Source organism: Ferdinandcohnia sp. QZ13 (assembly GCF_031324165.1).
In the GTDB taxonomy this organism is placed as follows: Bacteria; Bacillota; Bacilli; order Bacillales; family Bacillaceae_L; genus Ferdinandcohnia.
The window spans coordinates 1558592-1582059 of sequence record NZ_JAVIVW010000001.1 but is presented as its reverse complement, the minus strand read 5'-3'; the positions used below and the strand labels follow the sequence as shown (position 1 = coordinate 1582059).

The 23468-nt window shown below is 34.5% G+C and carries 25 protein-coding genes; 19 read left to right on the top strand and 6 right to left on the bottom strand.

Annotation, left to right across the window (positions count from 1 at the left end):
- Window positions 1-44: 44 nt before the first annotated feature.
- Entirely contained in the window at window positions 45-695 is a 651-nt protein-coding gene (locus RGU12_RS07615; protein ID WP_309535536.1) for a YdeI/OmpD-associated family protein, read from the top strand.
- Window positions 696-809: 114 nt separating this feature from the next.
- Here RGU12_RS07615 and RGU12_RS07610 read toward each other — a convergent pair whose 3' ends face one another.
- A complete protein-coding gene (locus RGU12_RS07610) occupies window positions 810-1682 on the bottom strand; it encodes a LysR family transcriptional regulator (protein WP_309535535.1) in 873 nt (290 codons plus the stop codon).
- A 144-nt stretch (window positions 1683-1826) separates the two neighbouring features.
- Here RGU12_RS07610 and RGU12_RS07605 point away from each other — a divergent pair, with 144 nt between their 5' ends.
- Both RGU12_RS07605 and RGU12_RS07600 read left to right on the top strand, forming a co-directional pair.
- Window positions 1827-2792, top strand: coding sequence for a DMT family transporter (locus RGU12_RS07605; RefSeq protein WP_309535534.1), 966 nt, complete (start codon window positions 1827-1829; stop codon window positions 2790-2792).
- A 684-nt stretch (window positions 2793-3476) separates the two neighbouring features.
- Entirely contained in the window at window positions 3477-3824 is a 348-nt protein-coding gene (locus RGU12_RS07600; protein WP_309535533.1) for a VOC family protein, read from the top strand.
- A 295-nt stretch (window positions 3825-4119) separates the two neighbouring features.
- Here RGU12_RS07600 and RGU12_RS07595 read toward each other — a convergent pair whose 3' ends face one another.
- Complete coding sequence (locus tag RGU12_RS07595) at window positions 4120-5817, bottom strand: M3 family oligoendopeptidase (RefSeq protein WP_309535532.1); 1698 nt, start codon at window positions 5815-5817, stop codon at window positions 4120-4122.
- A gap of 269 nt (window positions 5818-6086) precedes the next feature.
- Between RGU12_RS07595 and RGU12_RS07590 the strand changes: the two genes are divergently transcribed.
- The 3 genes from RGU12_RS07590 to RGU12_RS07580 all read left to right on the top strand — a co-directional run bounded on the left by RGU12_RS07590 (window position 6087) and on the right by RGU12_RS07580 (window position 9685).
- The gene (locus RGU12_RS07590) at window positions 6087-7127 is read left to right on the top strand and encodes an alpha/beta fold hydrolase (protein ID WP_309535531.1); all 1041 of its coding nucleotides are present in this window, start codon (window positions 6087-6089) and stop codon (window positions 7125-7127) included.
- A gap of 185 nt (window positions 7128-7312) precedes the next feature.
- On the top strand, window positions 7313-7960 hold the full coding sequence (locus RGU12_RS07585) for a hypothetical protein (RefSeq protein ID WP_309535530.1): 648 nt from the start codon (window positions 7313-7315) through the stop codon (window positions 7958-7960).
- 759 nt (window positions 7961-8719) lie between these two features.
- A complete protein-coding gene (locus RGU12_RS07580; protein WP_309535529.1) occupies window positions 8720-9685 on the top strand; it encodes a quinone oxidoreductase family protein in 966 nt (321 codons plus the stop codon).
- A 287-nt stretch (window positions 9686-9972) separates the two neighbouring features.
- Here the strand turns inward: RGU12_RS07580 and RGU12_RS07575 are convergent, their stop codons facing one another.
- Window positions 9973-10971 (bottom strand): DUF2268 domain-containing putative Zn-dependent protease, encoded by a 999-nt coding sequence (locus tag RGU12_RS07575; RefSeq protein ID WP_309535528.1) that lies wholly within the window; start codon window positions 10969-10971, stop codon window positions 9973-9975.
- Between the two features lie 919 nt (window positions 10972-11890).
- Here RGU12_RS07575 and RGU12_RS07570 point away from each other — a divergent pair.
- From RGU12_RS07570 to RGU12_RS07560, 3 genes are read left to right on the top strand one after another with little or no spacing between them, the layout of a single operon-like run.
- On the top strand, window positions 11891-12262 hold the full coding sequence (locus RGU12_RS07570; protein WP_058000548.1) for a GntR family transcriptional regulator: 372 nt from the start codon (window positions 11891-11893) through the stop codon (window positions 12260-12262).
- Between the two features lie 5 nt (window positions 12263-12267).
- A complete protein-coding gene (locus tag RGU12_RS07565) occupies window positions 12268-13134 on the top strand; it encodes an ABC transporter ATP-binding protein (protein WP_309535527.1) in 867 nt (288 codons plus the stop codon).
- Window positions 13127-13732 (top strand): ABC-2 transporter permease, encoded by a 606-nt coding sequence (locus RGU12_RS07560; RefSeq protein ID WP_309535526.1) that lies wholly within the window; start codon window positions 13127-13129, stop codon window positions 13730-13732. Before RGU12_RS07565 ends, RGU12_RS07560 begins: the two co-directional genes overlap by 8 nt.
- 404 nt (window positions 13733-14136) lie before the next feature.
- Here RGU12_RS07560 and RGU12_RS07555 read toward each other — a convergent pair whose 3' ends face one another.
- Window positions 14137-14265 carry a hypothetical protein gene (locus tag RGU12_RS07555; protein WP_309535525.1) on the bottom strand — a complete coding sequence of 43 codons (129 nt, stop codon included), beginning with the start codon at window positions 14263-14265 and terminating at the stop codon, window positions 14137-14139.
- Between the two features lie 143 nt (window positions 14266-14408).
- Here RGU12_RS07555 and RGU12_RS07550 point away from each other — a divergent pair, with 143 nt between their 5' ends.
- The 6 genes from RGU12_RS07550 (at window position 14409) to RGU12_RS07525 (ending at window position 19768) form a co-directional block, all read left to right on the top strand.
- Window positions 14409-14915, top strand: coding sequence for a sigma-70 family RNA polymerase sigma factor (locus tag RGU12_RS07550; RefSeq protein WP_309535524.1), 507 nt, complete (start codon window positions 14409-14411; stop codon window positions 14913-14915).
- Window positions 14908-16227: a hypothetical protein gene (locus RGU12_RS07545; protein WP_309535523.1), complete on the top strand. Its 1320-nt coding sequence runs from the start codon at window positions 14908-14910 to the stop codon at window positions 16225-16227. The genes RGU12_RS07550 and RGU12_RS07545 overlap by 8 nt, the downstream gene beginning before the upstream one ends.
- Before the next feature lie 606 nt (window positions 16228-16833).
- Window positions 16834-17364, top strand: coding sequence for an RNA polymerase sigma factor (locus tag RGU12_RS07540; protein WP_309535522.1), 531 nt, complete (start codon window positions 16834-16836; stop codon window positions 17362-17364).
- On the top strand, window positions 17354-18388 hold the full coding sequence (locus RGU12_RS07535; protein ID WP_309535521.1) for a DUF4179 domain-containing protein: 1035 nt from the start codon (window positions 17354-17356) through the stop codon (window positions 18386-18388). The genes RGU12_RS07540 and RGU12_RS07535 overlap by 11 nt, the downstream gene beginning before the upstream one ends.
- Before the next feature lie 478 nt (window positions 18389-18866).
- Window positions 18867-19031, top strand: coding sequence for a serine kinase (locus RGU12_RS07530; RefSeq protein ID WP_309535520.1), 165 nt, complete (start codon window positions 18867-18869; stop codon window positions 19029-19031).
- Window positions 19032-19237: 206 nt separating this feature from the next.
- Window positions 19238-19768: a hypothetical protein gene (locus RGU12_RS07525; protein ID WP_309535519.1), complete on the top strand. Its 531-nt coding sequence runs from the start codon at window positions 19238-19240 to the stop codon at window positions 19766-19768.
- Window positions 19769-19827: 59 nt separating this feature from the next.
- Here the strand turns inward: RGU12_RS07525 and RGU12_RS07520 are convergent, their stop codons facing one another.
- Complete coding sequence (locus RGU12_RS07520; protein WP_309535518.1) at window positions 19828-20583, bottom strand: DUF4367 domain-containing protein; 756 nt, start codon at window positions 20581-20583, stop codon at window positions 19828-19830.
- A complete protein-coding gene (locus RGU12_RS07515; RefSeq protein WP_309535517.1) occupies window positions 20580-21149 on the bottom strand; it encodes an RNA polymerase sigma factor in 570 nt (189 codons plus the stop codon). Before RGU12_RS07515 ends, RGU12_RS07520 begins: the two co-directional genes overlap by 4 nt.
- 249 nt (window positions 21150-21398) lie before the next feature.
- On the opposite strand from RGU12_RS07515, the gene RGU12_RS07510 reads away from it, so the two are divergent.
- The 4 genes from RGU12_RS07510 (at window position 21399) to RGU12_RS07495 (ending at window position 23129) form a co-directional block, all read left to right on the top strand.
- Entirely contained in the window at window positions 21399-21932 is a 534-nt protein-coding gene (locus tag RGU12_RS07510) for a hypothetical protein (protein ID WP_309535516.1), read from the top strand.
- A gap of 98 nt (window positions 21933-22030) precedes the next feature.
- Window positions 22031-22315 carry a hypothetical protein gene (locus RGU12_RS07505; protein WP_309535515.1) on the top strand — a complete coding sequence of 95 codons (285 nt, stop codon included), beginning with the start codon at window positions 22031-22033 and terminating at the stop codon, window positions 22313-22315.
- Window positions 22316-22370: 55 nt separating this feature from the next.
- Window positions 22371-22793 (top strand): VOC family protein, encoded by a 423-nt coding sequence (locus tag RGU12_RS07500; RefSeq protein ID WP_309535514.1) that lies wholly within the window; start codon window positions 22371-22373, stop codon window positions 22791-22793.
- A 150-nt stretch (window positions 22794-22943) separates the two neighbouring features.
- On the top strand, window positions 22944-23129 hold the full coding sequence (locus tag RGU12_RS07495) for a hypothetical protein (RefSeq protein ID WP_309535513.1): 186 nt from the start codon (window positions 22944-22946) through the stop codon (window positions 23127-23129).
- Window positions 23130-23468 lie beyond the last annotated feature (339 nt).

Below are 23468 nucleotides of genomic sequence, written 5' to 3'. Positions count from 1 at the left end.
ATGTGGTTGAATCATTTTTACAGTTATATATAAAGGAGTATCTCATGACGATTATTGATAAATTAAACTTAACAAAGTATAAAAACATGGTTGTTATCAATCAGCCGAGCGATTATGACGTATTTGCTGATTTTAAGACGTCATTAACAGGGGAACATGATGCTATTTTTATTTTTGTTGAAACGATTGAAGATATGGTCCAGCATACTCAGCATATCATTCAGGAAAATCACTTGCTTGAAAAAGGATACTTATTTTTTGCTTATCCAAAGAAAGGGAATAAGAGATATCCTACTTTTGTACATCGGGATGAAATATTTCCAACGTTGAATGTTGGCGAAGATGGTTATGTACAGGGGAGTGATTTGAAATTTTCGCGTATGGTGAGTATGGATGATGTGTTTACAGTTGTCGGCTTAAAACGTGAGAAGAAGAGATCAAAAAAGTCATCAGCTGCAAGCCAGAGTGTTGGAGACTATGAAAACAATGTAGGAGATATCGAAAAAATATTAGCTGACCATCCAAGTGAACTGGTATTTTATCAAAAGTTAACACCAGGTTACCAAAAAGATTGGGCTCGTTATATTTTTTCTGCAAAACAACAAAAGACACGTGAAAAGCGTCAGGAACAAATGATTGATATCTTATCACAAGGCTATAAAACGCTAGATTTATACCGACAACAAAAGAAATAGGTTCTTGCTTATTATGGGAAAATGAATGGCTGAGTATTTTGATTTTAAATGAGTTGTATAAACAAAGAGTCCTCACAAATGTTGGTAAACCAATGTTTGTGAGGGCTTTTTCTTTTATTCGGAGTAAAGATTCTCCTGTTTACTAGATTCGATTGTTTCGATAAATTTTTCGATGGTGGGTGTTAAGTACCTATCGGCTCTTCTGATAAATACCGTTTTTATTTTACTATATCGGTCTGGAAGTTTGTGGAATTGGATAAGTCCTTCTTTTTCTAATTGTTTCACTTCTGATTTCGGAACGAATGCAATGCCTAGTCCCATGGCCGTGCTGCGTAAGATGGTTTCTAATGTGCCGAATTCCATTATTTTTTTAGGTGTTATGTCTTTGTCCCGATACCATTCGGCTAGACGTGCCCGGTATCCACAGCCTTTACTAAAGCATAAGATTGGTTCTTCGACTAACTCATCTAGACTGGACACTCGATTATCTGAAATGAGGACGAGTTCTTCTTGAAACACTTCATGGGATACAAGCTCGGGATGCAAATCCGATTCCGTAATAAACGCACCATCTAGCTTATGATGTAATACTTCCTTCACAAGTGTACTAGTTACCCCCGTAAATACAGACAAATCGACATCCTTATATTTTTTTACATAGCTTGAAAGGATTTTAGGTAAATGAATAACGGTTTCCACTGTCCCGATTTCTAATTTTCCTGATGGTTCCTCATTGGTTTGAACGGATCTTTTCATTTCTTCTGTCAATGCAATTATCTTTTTACTATAGGTTAAGAGTTTTTTCCCTTCGGGTGTTAAGCTCATCCCGCGTCGATGGCGATTAAATAACGGAGTGTTCAGTTCAGCCTCTAGTTTTCGAATTCGGGATGTAATATTCGATTGCACGTATTTCAAGTCTTTTGCCGCTTCTGTAATGGTCCCTTTTTCTGCAACTAGTTGGAAAATCTCTAGGTCTTTAAATTCCATTTTCTAGCCTCCGATCGCTATTATTCTATAGTTCTATGATATCACGAAAAATGATAGTAGTTAATCATTATTATTCATTTTACAAGATATCAAATAGGAGAGATAATCAAGGTTGCTAATCATATAAGGGAGGCATGAGGGAAAGTGAGAAATAATGTGTTATGGGGAGCTGTTTTATGCTTTGTTGCTGCGGTTTCTTGGGGTGCCATGTTTCCAGTAGCACATGCAGCCTTTAAGCATATTGATCCTTTTTATTTTACAATTATACGGTATGGAGCAGTTACCATTCTTTTGGTAGCGATGCTTTTATGGAAAGAAGGAAAACAGGCTTTTCGATTTGAAGGAAAAGGTCTGCAATTATGGTTTTTTGGGACAATGGCCTTTACGGTCTATAATCTGTTTATTTTTTGGGGAGAGGATTTATTGGGGGAACCAGGGGTAATGGTTGCATCCATAAATGAATCGCTCATGCCGATGATTTCGATTGTGATCGTCTGGATGTTATATAAAAAACGTCCTCATTCATTTACTCTGGCATGTGTAATCGTGGCATTAATTGGCGCGGTATTCGTAATTACAAAAGGGGATATTCAATCATTTTTAAGTGCAACGGACAATTTGATTCCTTCTATTCTTATATTCCTTGCAGTTGTTGGATGGGTTATTTACACAATGGGGGGAAGTAAGTTTAGCAGTTGGTCAGTTTTGCGGTATTCAACATTAAGTTGTTTACTTGGAACGATAACAGCGGGTGTGGTTGTAGTTATAGCGACCCTTATTGGATATGTATCGGTTCCAACAGAAGAAGAGATTTCGGCAACAGCTCCGCATTTGCTGTTTATGATCCTTTTTCCAGGATTGATTGCACTACTTGGCTGGAATATTGGTGTCAGTGTTTTATCACCAATCAATGCCTTGTTATTCATTAACTTTGTTCCTGTTACGACCCTTTTAGTTTCGGTTTTTCAAGGCTACCATGTGACAATGTTTGATATTTTAGGCACTGCCTTTATCATTCTTTCACTTGTGGCAAATAATCTGTTTGTAAGGTTCCGGAAAAAAGAAAACAAGCTGAGTGTTCAACCAAATTTACGTCAACGTGCATCCTAACTAAAATGAAATGAGGATTTTTCTGTTTAAAAAGAAATGAAGCGACCCTATTGTAACGGGTATCGCTTCCAATCATAAAAATTAAAAATGTAGCTTAAAATGAGTGCCGAATTTTCCGAGAATAGGGTACTCATTTTTTATATAACTGAATATTCACTCACTAAAATTTGCTAGGATTTTCAACTTTTATTGATGATACTTCCCCACAATACTTGCAAAAAGTATAAATAAGGGAAGAACCCAAACTAAATGTTTTGTCTACTGGATAGACTTTTGCATGACTATTTTTCACTAGTCCTTTCGTAAATGAAGCACTTCCGCAAGTTTTGCAAGTTACTGGTTCCTTCATCACCACAAAATAATGGTTAAGATTGAAAAAAACATCAGAAAAAAACGACTGGATGAGTTTCAGTATGATCCACCTGGTTTTTTCTATATATTACCATATGGTATGGAGGAAGGAACTAACTTTTACGATGTTTTAATAGTTTTTTTTAACCATAATTCGATAATTTAATGAAAATGGGATTGTAAAGGTTTACACTTAACCTATTAAGCAGGATCTAAATAGGAAGTTAAATGAGGAGGGGTTGTTTTACGCTGGAAGGATTAACCGCTTTTTTGTTAAGTTTCTAATTTAATCAAAAATTGAATAATGATAAAGAAGGGAACGAGTTTATTATGATGATAAAAGGTTTTGGGGGAATATTTTGGAGGACTAAAAATCTGAATGCCGTAAAAAAATGGTACAGTGAAGTCTTGAAGATTGAAATAGAAAATTGGAATGGGACTATTATTAAACCCGATTCAGAAAATGAAACTATCTTTTCTTTCTTTGCTGAAAATGACAGTTACTTCCCAAAAGAACAGCAAGTGATGTTAAATTTCCAAGTTAATAATATAGACGAGACAATACATCATCTTGATCAAATTGGTGTACCTCTTGTAAAGGAAAAAGAGGTTAGTGATTTTGGTAAATTTATTTGGATAAAGGATCCAGAAGGTAGACTGATTGAGCTATGGGAGAAATAATGGGTCGTAATAATTCATATTTTTTTGAATAATCGGGTGTGTGTGCGAAACAAGGATTTGAAGTTTGGGATTCACTAATGGGATCATTACCTTTTTAAAGTAGCTCTGGTAAGTTTTAATGGTGATATTGTTCAGTTAAGAGACAAAATTTATTAAAACTCATAGGCTAGGGCTGCAACTTCATTCATCACGTGCAATCGAAAATCTTATGACTAGTAAAGCAAAAGGCACCACTAGCTTAATTTAACTAGTGGTGCCTTTTTGAACGTCGATTGTGGTCAAATGCCTAATTTTATTAATGAATCTCTTGAATAACTTTTTCTAAGAATTCACCCATTCGCTTAACGGCTGGCTCTGAAAAATCAAAACTGACGCCAGTTTCTTTATAAATTTCTGCGATGGTTTGATTGTAGTCCGCACTTGCCCCTTTTTTAAAGGATTCGATAGCTTGCTCTGGGTCTTTCTTATAATTCTCAAGCAATTGTAAAGCACCGAGCATCGAGATTGAGTATTCAATATTATAGAAAGGAACTTCGAAGAAATGAAGGGTTCCCGCCCAACTCATTCCAATTTCTTCCTCAAGCCCAGAAGTATCAACAGGGTTTAAGCCATAACGTTTTGAGATTTCAAAGAATTTTTCATCACGTTCTTTGGCAGTGTGATGAGGATTTGTATACATCCAATGCTGGAAGAGATCTCCTGACAATGGTCCGTATAACATTGTAAATGCCCTTCTTAACTCTTCACGCTGTGCGCTCTTAAAATCTTCTTCATCTGGATAAAAACGATCCAGCTTATCTAACAATAGTAATTCCATCCCATGAGAATACAGTTCAGCAACTTCCATTCGGTGCTGGTAATCTTCAGTAGGACCGTGCTCGGAAAACTGGAGGTATCCATTTACCGCATGGCCCATTTCATGAATCAATGCGATCAGAGAGAAAAAGGATGGACTAAAGTTTGCAAAAACAAAGGTATCCCCTGAAACAGGTAAGCCGGTACAGAAACCACCCGGGCTTTTTCCTTTACGATCCCCAAGATCTAGTAACCCGTTCTCTCTCATGTAATCGAAACGGTCTGCAAAGTATGGGTCGGTTTTCCCTAACATCTCAGAAACGCCATCCATAAGAGTAGACACCTCGGAGTATGGTGGGTTTTTCATCAATTTAGCGGTGTTATCCCAAGGGCGATAGGTATCAACACCAAGTTTAGATTTAAAAACAGCCGCTAGTCGATTCCAAGCTGGAATAATATGTTTCTCTACATTTTCATGAAAGTCATAACAGTCTTGGACACTATACTCGCGATTTTTGACCACAAACATATAATCACGATAATTTTCAAAGCCTGCATTTAAAGCGATTTGATGGCGTAGTTGAACCAGTTCATCCATAATGGCATCCATATCAGACTTAATTTTACGAAAGGCGGAGCCCATCTTTTTATACGCTTTTTCTCGCACGCTTCTGTCCAGATTATCGAGTTGGGATTGGATAAACGGAAAAGGTTTTTCCTCCCCATCCCATTCAACTGTTAATCCTCCCATAATTTCACTATACTTCGTGCATAGTTCTTGTTCTTTTACCATTAAAGGAATGTTTTCTTCTCTGAACAGTTTCACTTTGGACTCGCGAACTTGTCGCATTAAGCCGTACCGTTTTTCATCTAATTGATGTAAATAAGGAGACTCACAGAATTTCTCATTCAGTTTTGCTTCATATTTCATTAATAGTGGTTGAATAACCTGCTGATCATGAAGATACGTCGACTTGATTTCTGCATCCTCTGTATTCCGATAGAAGTCAACCTGGTGACCTGTCATCGCCTCTGTGATTTGAATCATTAAATTCTTTTCATCTATTAACCACTTTTCTAGGTCGGAAACGGATTCAATTGGAACATTCAGTAAACTTTGAATCTGGGTTTCTACCGTTTCTACATCTTGTAGATCAATTAATTCTTTATAATATGTATGACGTAAATCTTTTGTCATGGATAACTCACCTACCCTTTTATAGTCTATCTTTCATTATATTATAGATTCCTAGTTCTTACATCAAACTTTTTCGAAAATTGCAACGTAATAAATATAGAGTGACTTAACAACAGGTGTGTTGATCCAAGAGGGATTAATGCATGCTTTGTTGAATATTAAACTGTTGGTGCAGTTTACCAGAAGGTTCAATGAAGAAACTTCAACGCCATTTTTGTTAAGTTGCCCAAATTCAGCATTAAGCTAAAAGTAGAAAAGGAGTTTTCTATGTGAAAAGTAAAAGAAAGCTAATTATTATTTTGATTTCAATAACTCTGTTCTTACTTCTTATTCTATTGTTTCCTACTTGGACACCAAAGATAAATGGGGAAAACAGCATCGCTTTATTAGATAGCATAGAAATAAATGGAACAGAGCTCGAAGTCATGATCAGAGGTGTGGATAGAAATAATCCAATTATCATTTTCGTACATGGTGGACCGGGATGCTCTGAAATTCCTTATGTTAGAAAGTATCAAGATTTACTTGAAGAGCATTTTACTATTGTTCATTATGACCAAAGAGGAAGTGGAAAATCATATCAGTTCTTTGAGGATTATTCTACTATTTCCACAGATCAACATGTCGAGGATCTATTGGCACTAACAGACTATGTAAAAAATGAGTTTCCTAACGAAAAGGTATTATTAATAGGTCATTCTTTCGGTACATACATTGGGATGAAGGCTGCAAATAAAGCTCCTGAAAAATATGCTGCATATATCGGAATTGGTCAAGTTTCAAATTATATTAATAGTGAAGTTGATAGTTTAAACTATACAGTAAATCAAGCACAACAAGCAGGAAATCGAAAGGATGTAAATGAACTCATGCTTCTTGAAGATTCCATTAAAAAAGGGGAAGCACATACCCCTCGAGATATGGTTCGGAAGTATGGAGGGGCAGCAAGGTTAATTAATGATAATATGGATTATTACATAGGATTTCTAACGAATCCTGAATATAATTTAGTTGATGTCATTCGTTATATTAAAGGGATTTCAGCCACGCAGGATCTATTACTTTCTGAAGAAAAGGAGAATGATATTACAACAATTGTTAGTAGCTTAGATATCCCTTTCTATTTTGTCATGGGAAAATATGATTATATGACATCTACGAATGCAGCAAAAGCATATTATGATAACGTAAATGCTCCTATTAAGGATTTTATCGTCTTCGAAAACTCTTCACATTATCCGCAATTTGAAGAAAAGATTGTTTTTAAAGATTGGCTACTTAAAACTTGGAAAAGTTTGGAGGAATATTAAAGGGAATTTAAGAGTTATTAAGTAACGGGTGCGTTGATCCAAGAAGGGTTAATGCACCTTTTTGTTGAGGATATTCCACTGAAGGGGCAGGATAGTTCAAGAGTTTGGTAACGAAATATACAACAACATCGTCTAAAAATTAAAGGAGTAGGCTTTGAAATTAAAAAACGAATTGGAGGGTTACAATGAAATTTATATTTTTATTAGTAGTCTTATTTACTCTGAGTTCCTGTATTAAGGATACTCCTAATGAGTACGCAAAGAATACGCCTGTAGTTTCAGGAGATAAAACATCAGATAGATTTATAAACACGGAGATTTCACCAAGCACTGAACGGACTGCATTACAAAATGACCTAGAATACTTAGCTGAAAATGAAGGTGAACTATCTGAACTTGATTTTGAAACGGCTTATGAATTATGTGAGAGAGTGCTAACGGACTATTATAAAGCCGTCTGGAACGGCTCAGATATTGAATTGGATACATTTATCGAGAACGATAACCTTAAACAGTATACGCGAAAGAAAATTCAATCCCAATATGATGTAAAAGGCAATTTAAATGATAAGGTACAAAATATTGAAATTGGTGCCTGGGAAGTGAAATATACTGATGATGTGGACGGGGGTTTTCTCTACTTGAAATTGCCTGTGGAAATAAAAAAAGCTATAGGCAGTTATGGTGAAGTCACTGAATTTCTCATACGTAATGTAAGCGGGAAGTTAGTCATTGTTGATTGGTATACAGGCGCAAAAGACAGTTATGATTTCATGGTTCGTGGAGAAAATCTAACAATTGACAATCCTGATATTTGGAATGAAAGTGATTGAGTTAGCGGTGCGAGTGTTTAAGAAGCATAAATGTTTCTTGTACTTAGTTGAAGAAAGCATGAGTAAAATGATAGGAACCAACTAAATTACTGATATCTTATGTTATATAACCTTTGGGCAACTGTAATACTCTGAAGTTATTTCTGTATGTTAAGCATAAAAACGAAACTGAGAAGTGTTTCTATGTTGAGCAACAACTATGTGTTTATTACTTTGGGGATTGTTTGGACGGTTATCTTTGCTGGTAAGAATAAGAAAAAAATTTGCTCTTATGTCGAAGTAGAATGAAAAAGCGAAATAAAAGACTATACCGTTAAGGCATAGTCTTAATGAAAGAGGTACAGATAGTGAGATAACTTGTCAGGAATTTCATGATGATCATGTTGCAGTGACTGCAATAACATATTATTCAAGAATATTTTTGTTGATACGGACATTAATGGAGCTTTGAAAGTAAAATGCGAACGGGTGCAATGCTTCAATAACGAAGGTCACTCTTTCTTATTGAAGTAACGTTGCAGGTTAGTGGAAGATGGATGTTTAACTTCTGTTCAACAACCTGGCCAGATTATTGAAGAATGGATTGTACCATTACTATCAACAAATATAAAATTGATCACGATGAACCGTATCATAAGTAAATGAGGTTTTCATCGATCACCCTATCCTTCCAAAAGGAGAGAAACTAATTTGCATTTTCAATCGCAATTTAATTAAACTAAAATGTACCGAAAAAATATATAAGAGGAGGTCGTTCATTTGAAAGCACTTGTGTTTAATAAATTTGGAGGACCGGAAGTACTAGAATATCTTGAAATTGCGGATCCGGTTATCGGGGCTGATGAAATATTAGTAAGGATGAAAGCAATTGGATTGAATTTTGCAGATATTTATAGAAGAAAAGGGAACTATCACCTTGCTGGCAATCCCCCGTTTATTTTAGGATATGAAGGGGCGGGAGTCGTTGAAAAGAAGGGAGTTAATGTCCAAGGAATCAGCGTTGGAGATCGTGTTGCATTTGCCGATGTCCCATATGCTAACGCGGAAAAAGTGGCTGTTCCGGTGGAAAAGGCAATTCCTCTTCCAGAGACAATTTCATTTGAAGAAGCGGCTTCAGTTTTGCTGCAAGGCCTGACTGCCCAATATTTAACAAAAGATAGTTATGCCGTTAAGGAGAATGATATTATTCTGGTTCATGCGGCAGCAGGGGGCGTGGGACAGCTGCTAGTCCAAATTGCAAAGCTTCTCGGTGGAAGGGTCATTGGTTTAACCTCCTCTATAGAGAAGGCGTCCGCAGCTAAGAAAGCTGGAGTGAATCAGGTTTTCTTGTACTCGGATGATTGGAAGAGGAAGGTTTTAGAGGAAACAAACGGAAAAGGTGTGGATGTAGTCTATGACTCAGTAGGCTCCACGCTCGAAGACAGTTTTGCAGCAACTCGCATTGGGGGAACGGTTGTATTTTTTGGAATGGCAGGGGGAGACCCTACTCCAGTTGACCCAAGAATGTTAATGGATACTTCAAAGACTTTGACTGGAGGGGATCTTTGGAATTTCCTTACTTCCCGTGAGGAAAGGGCAACCCGTTCAGCAGAGTTGTTCCGCTGGATAGAAGAGGGGAAAGTAACGGTATCTGAGCCTATGGTATTTGCACTGCGAGATGGCTGTAAAGCGCATCGTTTTTTAGAAAGCCGCAAAAGCACGGGGAAAATCTTATTAAGACCATAAAATGATAAGCTGCGTTGGCGAACAGTTTAATAAGAAGTCGCTTTTTTGCATGGAAAAAACATTTAAGGGATTGAGTTTTCGAGATGTAAAAAAGATTGTGAAGTAATGTACTTAAGTTAAAGGGTAGCGATACTTCAATAATAACGAAGGTCGCTTTTTTCTTCTTCAAGTAACGAAGCAGGATAGTAAAAGAAGAAAAAACAGCTTTATAATTAAGTAGACAGAAAATGCAAAACAAAAAAGCAAAGGAAGAAATTCTTTTCCTTTGCAAGAATCTAAATAAACTTTTATTTTGAAATCCTATCTCCATATTTACTATTTGATAAAATCTCCTCCGCAGATAATAGTGTCCAGTCTCTGACCGGGGTGGTGGGATTCTTTTCTAAAAAGGAATTCACTATTTGGTATCCAATCTTGTAGTTGGTCCAACGGGGGATTCCTTTGTTTGGATTTTCAAAATAATCGCCTTTTATTGTTCGGTCCTTTGACATTAAATTCTCTTTTAAGTGCTCCCACACTTCCTCCTCTTTTTGATTTGATAGAGGTTCTATCCACGGTATATTAATATCGGGGTAAAGACTTTTGGCAAAAGTGTCAGCTTTTCCTTCGAGAATAATTGAATCTAATAAAGTGTTTTTCCAGTTTACATTTCCGCCCTCCATATAAATAGTATGATTATATTCATGTGCAACAATATACTCCAACAAATCCTCTTTAAATGAAGATGGATCAATCCGTATTATAAATGCATCCTTACTAACTGCTACCCCAGAAACGCCACCCATTAAATTGATACCATCCATGTTATCCGGATTAGGAGGAAATAAATACACTCTCTTATTCACGCCTGGAAGGGTATTAGATGATTTAATCAAGGCTTGTTCTATTATTTTATTTATTTCATCCTGATTATTAATTAGAGAATATACAAATTCCTCCAAAGTTTTAATGTCTTTAGGAGTTGCAAAAGCCCAATGGTCCTTTATCCAATGCCCCTCTCCTTTACCTAAAGTATCTAATTGAAATGGTTCGACAACTTTTTGATAGTAATGTTCTTCCATCTTCTCGTGTTGTTCAATTTCTGAAACGCTTTCTATGTAATCTAATACTTGAGTATAAAAGGGTATAATTTTAAATTCCTGATTGCCATTCTTCACAATGATGGGGTTCTTAATATTTAGATCTTTAGGTGGTTCAACTTCAATTGTTTTATTAGTACAACCGATAAGTAATACAGCAATAACGGAAAATATGAAAATAGGAATTAGTCTATTAATTTTAATCACCACCAAATTCAAAAACTATTTTTACTATAACCTAAATCTTCCTTTCTTTCCAATTATTTTACAAGTGGATTATTATGATTTTATCGCCTACTTATATGCCTATTACTGTTAATTCTTTAGACCACCCTTTCTAAAAAAATATAGACTGGTGGATAAAATTAGCCCATCACTGCATAATTTTTTTCAATTTAAACCTCTCCTGTTTATATTTAACTCACTGGAAAAGCAAATAATGAAAAAACGTGTTAAAGTTTGTGAAATAATGTACTTAAACTATTGGGTGTAAGAGTTGAAGATCAGAGCTGTCACTAGGGGCAGCTTTTTCTTGCTGTACTAACGGAGCAGGCTAGTTGAAGATGGATGTTTAACTTGTGTTCAACAATCGGGCAAGATTCCTGAATACGAAAATGTCTATTTTGAGAGTCTTGTAAATAAAGTTTGTAAAGATTGTTCTTAAATTAATCCAAGTTAGTACAACTAGAATTTCAAAAGCAATCAAGTATTTTATTATCTTTCAAATCTAATAAGGGCATATTTTGATAAATCTTTTATCAAAATATGCCCTTTCTATTGGTTATTTCAAAGTTGATGGTGCTAATTTAATCAAATAGTTAGAAATGAATAATATATCATCTATTAGATAGCTGAAACTTTATTGTACATATACTTGTTCAGGCTTCTGTTTTTTGTTTTATGGCTGGTATATAAAATATTTTCATTAGTTTCAAATAAAATGGTTGCACAAGGAATAGTGTGTGTATATAATGTAATTATAGTATATATACAATATATAATGTTATGAATGATTATTTGTAAATTGGTCTTCGATGACAATTCATGTTATTGCTATTGTTTTAAACAAGGGGTACAGGACGTTATTTCAAATATGTATACAAAAAAGTAAAGAAGAGGGATTGGCATGCAAATAATTATTTCCAATAGTTCAAAGGAACCGATTTATGAACAAATTACGAGTCAAATTAAATCGTCTATTTTAGCAGGTGAACTACAGGAGGGGGCAGCAATACCTTCCATGCGTAACCTCGCAAAGGAACTGCAAATTAGTGTTATAACGACGAAGCGTGCCTATGAGGAATTGGAGAAGGCGGGCTTTATCTATTCCATTGTCGGTAAGGGGTCTTTTGTTGCAGAGCAAAATTTAGAGGTTATAAGAGAGAAGAAGCTGAAGGTCATTGAGGAGCAACTGAGTGCGGTCATAACGAATAGCAGAGAAATTGGCTTGTCACTTGATGAACTGCAGCAATTATTAAAGATTTTATATGAGGAGTGAAATGAATGGAGAATGTGGTTGAATTTACAAATGTAACGAAAAAATTTAAAGATTTTTCCGTTAAAAATTTTGATTTACAAGTGAAGCAAGGCTTTGTAACGGGGTTCATCGGAGCAAATGGTGCTGGAAAGTCGACAACGATAAAAATGATGATGAATCTATTAAGACCAGATGCTGGGGAAATTAAGCTTTTCGGTTTGGATTACATGAATCATGAGAAGGCGATTAAGGAGCGCATTGGGTTTGTGTACGATGGCAATGTGTTTTTTGAAGGGCTGAACTTAAAAGATATAAAACGCATTGTAGCACCTGCTTACAAACATTGGGATGATACACTATTTTATCAATTTATTGAAAAATTCGAGTTACCGCTTAATAAAGCAATGAAAACTTTCTCGAAAGGGATGCAAATGAAGGCGTCATTGGCGGTAGCACTATCACATCATGCTGAGCTGATTATTATGGACGAGCCAACAGCAGGCTTAGACCCCATTTTTAGACGAGAGCTGTTGGATCTTTTACAGGAATTAATGATTGATGGAAATCGTACCATTTTCTTCTCTACGCATATTACAACAGATTTAGACCGTATCGCAGATTATATAGCTTTTATTCAGGGGGGGGAATTAGTATTTAATCAGTCCATTCACGACGTAGCTGAAAACTATGCGCTCGTTAAAGGAGGATTGGATCTTCTGGATAGAGACACTGAAAAGGCATTTATTCATGTTCATCGTGCATCAACAGGATTTGAAGCATTAACGGATAATATTAAAGCAGTGAAAAATATTTTCGGAGACTCGGTTGCCATTGATCGCGCCTCTCTGGAAGATATTATGTATTACTTGAAAGGAGGGATACACCATGTTTAATTTAATCAGACGTGATGTCATACTACAGAAAAGGCAACTATTACTCTTTATTCCTTTTATCTTATTCTTTATCATGATGGATGCAAATCCAACTTTGATTTTTCTCGTTGCCAGTCTTATTATTCCCTTTAACACTTATGTTTACGATGAAAAAGCAGAGACAAACATATTATTAAATTCCTTACCTTACACACGTACAGAAATTATCGCATCACGCTATCTTGGTGCTATAATTTATATGGTTTTAGCAATCGTGGTGACAAGTTTAACATTATTTGCTTTCAATAAACCTTTTACGATGACTGACATTGCGATTGGCTGTAGCTTATTCTTATTATTTGCTGCGTTTACCTTTCCATTATTTTATATATTTAAACCAGGTTATATTTTTCCGGTTGTAATGATTAGCTTTCTCATTTTAGCAGGTATAGGACCGTCTATTGTGTTGTTTTTAGCTGAACATTTAACCGTAATAACTGATTTTATTGATAATTTATCCGTCCCGGCTTTATATACAGGAGCCACACTTGGTATCATGGTAGTCTATGTTATTTCTTGGGGGATTACCAATATCATTTACCAGCGAAAAGCGTTCTAAGTGGGCTAATTGTATTGGCTAAAATCAAGTCAACTCCACTGGGTATGATGCAAGAGGCAACGATTTTCATATTTTGATGTAAAGCTAATATGCATGAAAGTGTGGTAGTGGTTCTTGCAAAAATCATTGATTGAAAAAGAGAAGTAAACTTTGAATCAATTTTTCAGGATGTTGATCCTACACAATTTACGGTGGAGTTCTTATATATACTGTTGGACTAAATGTTAAATCGATGTCTCTTATGTAACGCATCTTAGATATCGAATTTTAAAATAATACTTATACATTTAGAAGTTATGGTATTCAAGTTAATTATTTTTTAGACATGAGATCATGTTCTAGTTATTCCAATAAAGGGCGCTTTTCTTTAATAAGAAAGCGTCTATTTGCAGAGACAACACATATTAGGGATTGAGTTCATTGATGAGTAAAAAAGGATTGTGAAGTATTGCACTTAAAGTAACGGGTGCGATTGCTGAAAAAGATGCAGTCGCTTTTTTACTAACGGGGCAGGTTAGTACAACAAGAATCATAAAGTAATCTCATTTAATCGTCTTTTTAGGCGATTTTTTATTTTTATTGAAAAACTTTTATAAATTTTAAGCCAAATAGAACTTTCAATTGTCTAATAGATGTAGGATGAAAAAAGAGAGGGTGAATTACGATTATACGATTAGTGAAAAAAGCTCAAAAAGGGAATGATAAAGCCTTTTTAAAGATTTTTCAACAATATGAGGAAGAGATTTATCGAATGGCTTTTTTATATGTGAAAAATCAAGAAGATGCTTTAGATGTTGTTCAAGAAGTAGCATACCAATCATTTAAAAAGATACATACATTGAAAAAACCAGAGTATTTCAAAACGTGGTTGATGAAAATTACGATAAACAGTGCTGTTAACATAGTTAAAAAAAATATAAAAGTGATTCAATTAATACCAGAGTTTAAAGGATTCGTTGGCTCAGATGATGAAGACATTCCCCTTTCTTTAACATTAGAAAATTTGATAGACACGTTAGAAAAGGATGAAAAGAGCATTGTTCTATTAAGGTTTTATCAAAATTTCACTTTTAAAGAAATATCAGAGGTATTAGATATCCCACTTGGTACGGCAAAATCGGTATTATATCGAGCATTAGATAAACTTCGAAAAGAGTTTAAGGAGGCTGATATTTGTGAGTAATAAAATAAATCAGGAATTAGAAAGAATTGAAATTCCAAAAGAATTACATGAGAGATCAAAATTAGGTGTAATGAATGCGAAATCAGAAAAAACCAAAAGCAGATTTAAAAAGTTAGCGATACCTTTGGTAGCTTCTGTATTTGTAGTATTTTCGGCTGGGGTGGGAGCAGCTCGTATACCAAGTTTTAATAATTTAGTAGCTACTGTCAGTCCTCAAATTGCAATAATGCTTCAACCTATTGAAATCAGCAGCGAAAGTGAAGGAATTAAAATGGAAGTGGTTGCTGCGATGAATGATCATGAAATGGCAGTTATTTATGTGACGTTACAAGACTTCACGAGTAACAGGATTGATGAAACTCTTGACCTTTACGATTATTCTTTAACTGGTGCTCAAATGTTTAATAGTCGAATTGTAGATTACGATGAAAAAACAAATACTGCAACATTAAGAATCCAAGCAAATGGTGGGGAGAGCCTTAACGAGAGAAAAGTGAATTTCCGTATTACTTCCTTTCTTAGCGATAAACAAACATATGAAATCGCAGTTGATGCAAATCTTTCAGAAATAACAAGTAAACCACCTCAAACGGTTCGACTTGATATGAATAACATTCCAGGCGGTGGTGGAAATTTGTATCAAAAACTAGAAGAACAAGGAGTAATACAGGTTTTAAAGCCAAATGAAACTGAAATTATTCTTCCAGAAATAGAGTTTATGCATGTTTCAAATATAGGTATCATTGATAATCGCCTTCATGTTCAAACAAGATGGAATAAAGAAAATATTGATAATCATGGTTATTTTTATATTGCTGATGATTTAGGTAATACAATACATCCTACAAGTATCAGTTTTGGAATAGATGAGGAAGGTCAAACCAACTATGGTAATGAATATACTGAATATATTTTTGATATAGATAGTGTTGATTTTGAAAAAACAGAATTACTGGGACATTTTGTTTCAAACGGAAAATATACAACAGGGAATTGGAATACTACCTTTAAAATGGAAGCTGTTCAAGACGAAATTAATAGTGAATTGAATAAGAACTTTGGTACATGGAGTTCGAATAGAGTTTCTATTTCACCATTAGGAATAACGATATATGGGACGGGTAAATTTAACGATTCGAGCAATATTGCAGTTAGTGCTAAAATGACCGATGGTAGTGTGCAAACATTCGATTCTATGTTTAATTATAGTGACAATAAAGGGATTACGATTAAATTTGCTTCTCCTCTGCCTTTAGAGCTATCTAAGGTTAAAACTATCAATGTTAATGATACAGAAATATCCCTTAAATAAACGGAATACCTATAGTTGAATAATGTGCTCAAACTTCAGAAGAGCTAAACTAGTTAAAGGCGGAAATATGGATAAGAAAAGGTAAAAAGTTATAGTTTGTAAATTAGTACACTTAAAGTAACGTAGTGGAAGAAGAAATTTTGAAAAAGCCTGTATCAATGGTTACTTTGTAATCTATGATACAGGCTTTATCTATCGGTAATTAATTGTCCTATATGTGTTTAGGTTAACCCACTCCTTTTAACACGAAATTAATTTGTTTTTTTAGACTATAATTATTATGCCGTACAGTAAAAGACTACATGATTTTTTATTTACTATAGGTAGCTTGGAATAAATAATTTATATTGAAAATATGTGATGAAGTTACGGACTTACGTTATCAAGGGGATCCCGACCGTGCGAATGTGTATATTCCTATGAAGACTATTCACTTTTGGGAAAAAGAATTCGAGAAACCTTTGCCACCATCAATTGAAGTAGCCAGTATGTCAAACAGCTTATACTCTTTGAAATTTATTAAATCATTACTTTCAATGCAACCAAATGATACTCCCCCATATCTAATATATTGAAAAACAAAACAGCTAGGAAGGAGGTGTCTGAATGAGATCAATAAAGGTCTTAGTCAAACAGGCAAAAAAAGGCGATGGTGAATCGTTTGTTTTACTTATAAAGCAATATGAAAATGTGTTGTACCGAACAGCAAATAGATTACTAAACAATGATGAAGATGTAGCTGATGCTATGCAGGATGCAATTATCTCGGCTTATGAAAAATTACACACTCTAAAAAATGATGAGTACTTCAATACTTGGATTTGTAAAATCCTAATCAATAAATGTAATAGTTTGCTCAACAAGAATAGGAATGTTTTGCTGATTGATGAAAATTTACTTCTTCAAAAGAAAGATGATGAATTTCAAAAAATAGAATTAGAGGATGCGCTCAATAGTTTAAATGAAGTCTACAGGTTAGCACTTATTTTATACTATATTGTCGGATTGAATATTAAAGAAATTAGTGAATTTTTAAAAGAGCCCGAAGGAACTATTAAATCTAGACTTTCTAGGGCCAAGTCGATATTGAGAAACAACTATTATAAAAATGAAGGAGTGATGGTATATGAAAAATAACTTTGAAAAAGAGTTTAATCAGATTATGAGTGAAGAGAAAGAGATACCTGTCAAGGTAAGGAAATCTCTAGATCAATCCTACGATATTATTCGAGCTAAATCAAAGAAGAAAAAAGTCCATTTCATTTGGAAAAGAGTAACTACTGCTGCTTGCGCTCTTATCGTAATTGGTGTTGTATTTGCAAATGAACAGGTAATGGCTGGTATTAACGAATTCTTTAACTTCGGAGATAAAGGCATAGAACAAGCCGTAAATAATGGGTTTACACAAGAAAATAATAGTGAAATTGCCGATCAGGGTATTAAAATAACACTAGACAAACATTTTTCGGACGCGAATAAATTGGGGATAAGTTTTCAGTTAGTATTTGAAGATCCCTCAATTTTAAATAACGCAAGAGAGGTCTCGATGGATTATCGATTGAAAAATGGAGATGGCGATTACATCGTGGAATTTATTCCAGATACAAAAACCTTGAAGAGTGAAAATAGATATATTTCAGGCTTAGAACATCAAAACCCAATATTGGATGTAAAAACTGGGAGAATTCAGTATGATGTATTATTGAATTCTAATCAGGGGATTATACCAAATTTAAAAGATGCTGTAATAGAAGTAGAAAGTGTCAATGTCTTCTACGGTACAGAGGAACTAAAAAAAATTGATGGAAAGTGGGTACTGTCATTAGCAAACAAAGATATGGAAAAATCAGATTTAATTGTTCAGTATACCATGAGGGATCAAGCATCTATCATCCAAGTTACTGAAGCTAGCGCAAAGCCAACATCATTAAATCTAACATTTTCGTTAGATGGTATTTTCGATAATGAAAATACCTTTGCACATCGTATGAAAATCATAGATGAAGATGGTAACGAATATCGAGCAGAGGGTTTTAGTATGAGCACAAAAAATAACGAAACGATTATTTCAACAAATTTCCCAATAACTTCTTATAATAATTCTAAAAAGCTAAAACTAATTGTAGAGGGAATTGGTGAAGTAGAACTACTGAAAAAATAGTTAGCAAAACAAATCCCAATATATCCTGTTATACAAGGATGAATCGGGATTTGTTTATCGATTTCCTTGATTAGGAGTATCACACATTCCTATTTACCACTACTTAAAAAATTATTGAAGAATCGCTGGAAGAATGGGTCTTAATCTACCGTGCAAGAACGATATTTTCTTACACTTTATTTGGTGAAGCATGGCGATAATAGGGCATTACTTGAAAAGTAGTAATGGTTTTTCTTCTTCAAGTACAGAAGCAGGTTATTTGGCTTTAGCCTGAGCTAATACTGAGCCCGCCAGACTTTTCGCTGTTTTACTTGAACTTTTGCTTTGAAGCACTTTTGAAGCACTTGTAGCAAGCTTAGTGCTTGACGTTTTTCGAGAGCTTAGGGAAAAGAGGATACAATTTCTTCAATCTCGCTATATTACGTTTGTACAAATATTAAATTGTTACGAAGATAATCGGCTGGGAGGTTGAAAAAAATTGAGGTTATTTTTTGCTGTTTTACTTATTTTGTTTGGGAGTTTTTTAATTGGATTAACAGTAGATAGCTTTGGCAAGACAGGTAACTTTATTATGCATATTCTGGGGATTGGATTTATTTTAGGGGCTGTTTTTGTTGTAAGAAGCAAGAAAGCAAACCAATAATCTTTTTAAACTACCATGAAAGAACGTAATCACATTACAATGAGACATTTAATTATAAAGCCCCAAATTTATTTTTTTAAAAAACGGTGGTTGAGTATGGGTTTACAGGAAAGTAAATGTGATTTAATAAATTCATAGTTTTAAGGAACATTTTTAGATTCTGATACGCCTTTATTATATAACATAATAAAGGAGTAAATAGAACTATGAAAAAATGGTTGTACTTGTTAACATTCCTTTTTATTTTTACGATTGTCTTTCTTTTGAACGTTGATAGGGCGCGGGCAGAAGGAGGAGTTATAGCCTTTGATAAAACCAATCTACAAGAGCTTGAACATATGCCGAAGGTACCGCCTATCAGTGAACCATTAGTCCCTAATGATGGTGCAGCAGGAGAAATAATCATACAAGCAACAGACTATATCAAATCAGCACAAGTGTCCATTTATAATAACGGGAGTTCACTTAAAATTTCCGGACATACCGATAGCTACATGAATGCTGATAAAATTACAACAACATTGTATTTGCAAGTGTGGGATTCCTCAAGATCGAGATGGGTTGATTATAGTGGTGGAAAAGAATTTGTGAAATATGGTACCAATTATTTGTATAATTTTGTAGAATATATTGCCCCAAAGGGATATTATTATCGTACTAGGGGAGTGCATAAGGTTACAATGGGTAGTAAAACGGAAACATTTAGTAGTGTTTCAAGCTCAATTTATTATTTTTAATATAGAATAATAAAAGCTAACTCTAATAGTTCCATGTGACTATTAAAGTTAGCTTTTTCTTATTTCATAGATTCGGCTATCGAGATTAACTCTTCTCCGGGTAGACTTCCGCTAATTATTACTCTGGTCTTCAATTGATTAAAGATTAGCCTACTTGTATGATCCTTAAATGTTAAAAGGGTGGCTTTTTCGCCTTTAATTGTAATCGTTTCTACCTTGGTATCTTCATTATCAATTAGTAAAGTATTCCCCATGTTCTCAGCTCCTCCAATTTGTTGAATCATGAGCTGGTTGCTGTAATTTATTATAATATCATTACTCGTTTCATTCTCCCCATAAACAACATTGACATCTAAAAGTTCGTATCCATCAGGTAAAAAAGTGGGGGTTAATATGTGGAATTTGGCAACTTTTTGTGCTTCAGATAAACTCATGACCTCTTCTTTCGTTATAGTACCTATTTCTTGTAAAGAATCAGTAGAAGGGAGTGGGAGACTATTTGACTCTCCTGTACTAATTGAATCTCCTATTTGGGTAATAGTCCCATTATCTTGTTGAAAATATTTCGTAATCCAACCAAAGGCATCACCTTGACTATTATCCAAAGCTAATGTTCCAATAATAAATGCTATTAAGATGGAGGCAGCAACTAGGCCAGGTTTAAAAATCACCTTTTTCTTTTTATTTTCTTTTAATCCCTGCTGTATGTTTAACCATGTTTCCTCTTTCGAAGAAGGCGATAAAGGTGCATTTTTATATTCGGATTTCATTGAATCCCTAAGAACATCGTGCTTTAGAGAAGCGTGGTTTTTCATAATACTTCACCATCCCTATGTTGGGTAAAATTCTTACCTATTAATAAATTTCTCAGCTCTTTTTTAGCGCGAAATATTCTAGATTTCACCGTACCTTCTTTAAGATTAAGTAACTCTGCTATTTCCTTCTCTTTTAATTCATGGATGTATTTTAATAGCAGAATCTCTCTATGCTCTACACTAATCTCAGAAAGAACTTCACCTACTTCTTTTAACATAAGCTTAACTTCAACTTCCATTTCAACGGGATTTGAATGGTTATTTTTATCCTTTTCTAAATAGACGTCTTCTGTAGGGATTCCGTTCCATACTTTTTGTTTGCGAATTAAGTCTATAGCTGTTCTGGATGCAATGGTAGATAACCAAGCACCCATTTTTGATCGATCTCTTAAACTATCTAAATCTCTAAATGCTTTCATAAAAGTATCTTGAACAACGTCCTGAGCTAAATATGGATCCCGAGTAATAAAATAAGCATCGTGGTAGACACGGTCATAAAATAAATCGTAAATTAGTCGGTATTCATCTTCTGAAGGTTTCTTCTTGGCGAAAAGCTTTTTTAACATGCAACCATACCTTCCATTATATATTCGTAAAAACATTGAAAAAATGGGTATATTTTACTTTTTATAATAACATACCTCTAATGGAATTGAGGTATAAACGAAACCTTTTTTCAAGATTTATCAATTAATAGGGAGCTATTTTCTTAGGATATTTGTCTATATCAGGTTCCAGGAAGGATTATCACTTATTAGTGTTGAAGTTACTACTAAGAGGGTATAAGGGGAAATGATATAGTTGGGGTTGATAAAATGAAACGGTCTATCCTTAATCCAGGAATTGTATTGATGGTAAGTTTCATATCGGCATGCTCTGATGATAAATATGACAAGAAATCTTTAACTTTGGAATACGAAACTCAGATTGAAAAGAAAAATGTAGAGATAAATATGTTAAAAGATGAACTGATCCTTGTTAATTACGAATTGGAGCAAGAAAAGAAGAACCGAGAGAAATTACAAATCTTTGACCATAAAGCAAGAAACATTATGAACTATATAGCGAATAACGAATTCGACAAAATAAGAAGTGATTTCGATGTTGAACTTGAAGTTATTAATGGCAAAATTTATTTTGATGAACTTGCTGATGCTCCAATCGAACAATACTTTCCAACCGAACTTGCCGGATTACCCATGTATTTTAGCTTTTATAATCCACAAAATGATTTTACTGAGGTCGGTTATTTTCTTTATGGTTACAACCAATATGGAAGTGAAACAAAGTATGATATCCATTTTCGTTTTGGTAAGAAAGATGAATTTATATATGTTGGTACAGAATAGATGAAAAAATTTATAGTGTCTGCCGTTTCAAAACAAAGCTAGGTTACTAGATAAAGAAAAAATGAAAAGTATATTTATTTTACAGCGGGGTATTGAGTATGGACATTATGACTTTATTAGGCGTAACGGTAATCACGGGAGTATTAAGTATTATGGCTTTCTACTTTTCGTTTTCTAAGAAAGCAGAAGGGTTTTACGAGGAAACCAATGAAAGTCCAGATGCAACAGGCTTTTTTTTAATCGTTGGATGGATTTTAATGGGGCTTCACAAACTATATAAAATAACATTTCGGACTCATCATACTATAGCTTTAAGAATTACGTTATTCATTTTTGGAACTATATTTTTGGTGGTGGGTGTAGGTATTTGGTTTTTGATTTAATGTTTTGATAGCCGATCTTATTAATTTTACGAATAAAATAATTAGGAGATATGAGATGAAACCACGAATTTCAGTTATTACATTGGGTGTAGATGATTTGGAAAGATCATTGAAGTTCTACAAGGAAGGACTTGGACTACCAACAAAAGGAATAGTCGGTCAGGAATTTGAGCACGGTGCTGTTGCATTTTTCGATTTACAATCAGGATTGAAACTTGCCATTTGGAATCGTAAGGATATAGCTCATGATACAAGTATAGAACAGACTCCAAAAAGTCCAACTGAATTCACGATTGGTCATAACGTGGGGAGTAAAGCAGAGGTTGATACGGTAATGGAACAGGCAAGGAAGGCTGGTGCAACTATTACAGTTCCAGCACACGATACCTTTTGGGGAGGATACTCTGGATACTTCCAAGACCCAGACAGACATTTGTGGGAAGTAGTTTGGAATCCAGCCTGGGAATTTACTGAGTAAGGTTAAGTATATCAATTTCTTTAATGGGTACGATTGCTGATCAAGGCAGTCGTTTTTTTGTGTGATTGAGCAGGAAATTCGTTTAGGTATCTGGAATATTATGTTAATGTGGATTGTGTATTGAGAGGGGAAAAAGAGGGGGATAACTAGATGAATATTTTTATAATGCTACCCGAAATCGTTTTAATGATAAGTTTTTTTTTCATTACAATCGGGTTGTGGGAACTAAGAGTAGGTGTAGATCGGAAAAAATATGTTACATATATGTTTACTGGTTTAGTTCTACTATTACTTGCTAGGCTATTTGGTCCATTTATGATGATGTTTTTAAACTAACGTGGCTAAAAATGGTTCTTAGTCATTGTCCAAGGGTTAGTCTCACGATGCTTTTGCATATGAAAGACTAACCCTTTCTGCATAATAGTTTTGTAATCAAATTCTATAATTCAGGTGTCTGACCCTTGGTACGGTAAAGTATTATCGCATTGAGAAAATGGTTAAAAATGTACCCTTTCTATTTGAAAAAGCAAGGTATAAATATATTTTCTTTGGTATGACACGATGTCATATTTCGATTGACAAATGACACGCTGTCATATAATATTTCATCATGATGTGACACTGTGTCATGTTGTTGAACAGGGAATTACGCATTGTATATGATTTATAGAAATA

Bases quoted from the DNA above. Each gene is read 5' to 3' on its own strand.
- RGU12_RS07595 (WP_309535532.1), bottom strand. From the start codon at position 5,817: ATGACAAAAGATTTACGTCATACATATTATAAAGAATTAATTGATCTA.
- RGU12_RS07540 (WP_309535522.1), top strand. From the start codon at position 16,834: ATGAGATCAATAAAGGTCTTAGTCAAACAGGCAAAAAAAGGCGATGGT.
- RGU12_RS07570 (WP_058000548.1), top strand. From the start codon at position 11,891: ATGCAAATAATTATTTCCAATAGTTCAAAGGAACCGATTTATGAACAA.
- RGU12_RS07500 (WP_309535514.1), top strand. From the start codon at position 22,371: ATGAAACCACGAATTTCAGTTATTACATTGGGTGTAGATGATTTGGAA.
- RGU12_RS07555 (WP_309535525.1), bottom strand. From the start codon at position 14,265: ATGATTCTTGTTGTACTAACCTGCCCCGTTAGTAAAAAAGCGACTGCA.
- RGU12_RS07525 (WP_309535519.1), top strand. From the start codon at position 19,238: ATGAAAAAATGGTTGTACTTGTTAACATTCCTTTTTATTTTTACGATT.
- RGU12_RS07585 (WP_309535530.1), top strand. From the start codon at position 7,313: ATGAAATTTATATTTTTATTAGTAGTCTTATTTACTCTGAGTTCCTGT.
- RGU12_RS07560 (WP_309535526.1), top strand. From the start codon at position 13,127: ATGTTTAATTTAATCAGACGTGATGTCATACTACAGAAAAGGCAACTA.
- RGU12_RS07615 (WP_309535536.1), top strand. From the start codon at position 45: ATGACGATTATTGATAAATTAAACTTAACAAAGTATAAAAACATGGTT.
- RGU12_RS07515 (WP_309535517.1), bottom strand. From the start codon at position 21,149: ATGTTAAAAAAGCTTTTCGCCAAGAAGAAACCTTCAGAAGATGAATAC.
- RGU12_RS07565 (WP_309535527.1), top strand. From the start codon at position 12,268: ATGGAGAATGTGGTTGAATTTACAAATGTAACGAAAAAATTTAAAGAT.
- RGU12_RS07600 (WP_309535533.1), top strand. From the start codon at position 3,477: ATGATAAAAGGTTTTGGGGGAATATTTTGGAGGACTAAAAATCTGAAT.
- RGU12_RS07495 (WP_309535513.1), top strand. From the start codon at position 22,944: ATGAATATTTTTATAATGCTACCCGAAATCGTTTTAATGATAAGTTTT.
- RGU12_RS07510 (WP_309535516.1), top strand. From the start codon at position 21,399: ATGAAACGGTCTATCCTTAATCCAGGAATTGTATTGATGGTAAGTTTC.
- RGU12_RS07505 (WP_309535515.1), top strand. From the start codon at position 22,031: ATGGACATTATGACTTTATTAGGCGTAACGGTAATCACGGGAGTATTA.
- RGU12_RS07610 (WP_309535535.1), bottom strand. From the start codon at position 1,682: ATGGAATTTAAAGACCTAGAGATTTTCCAACTAGTTGCAGAAAAAGGG.
- RGU12_RS07520 (WP_309535518.1), bottom strand. From the start codon at position 20,583: ATGAAAAACCACGCTTCTCTAAAGCACGATGTTCTTAGGGATTCAATG.
- RGU12_RS07535 (WP_309535521.1), top strand. From the start codon at position 17,354: ATGAAAAATAACTTTGAAAAAGAGTTTAATCAGATTATGAGTGAAGAG.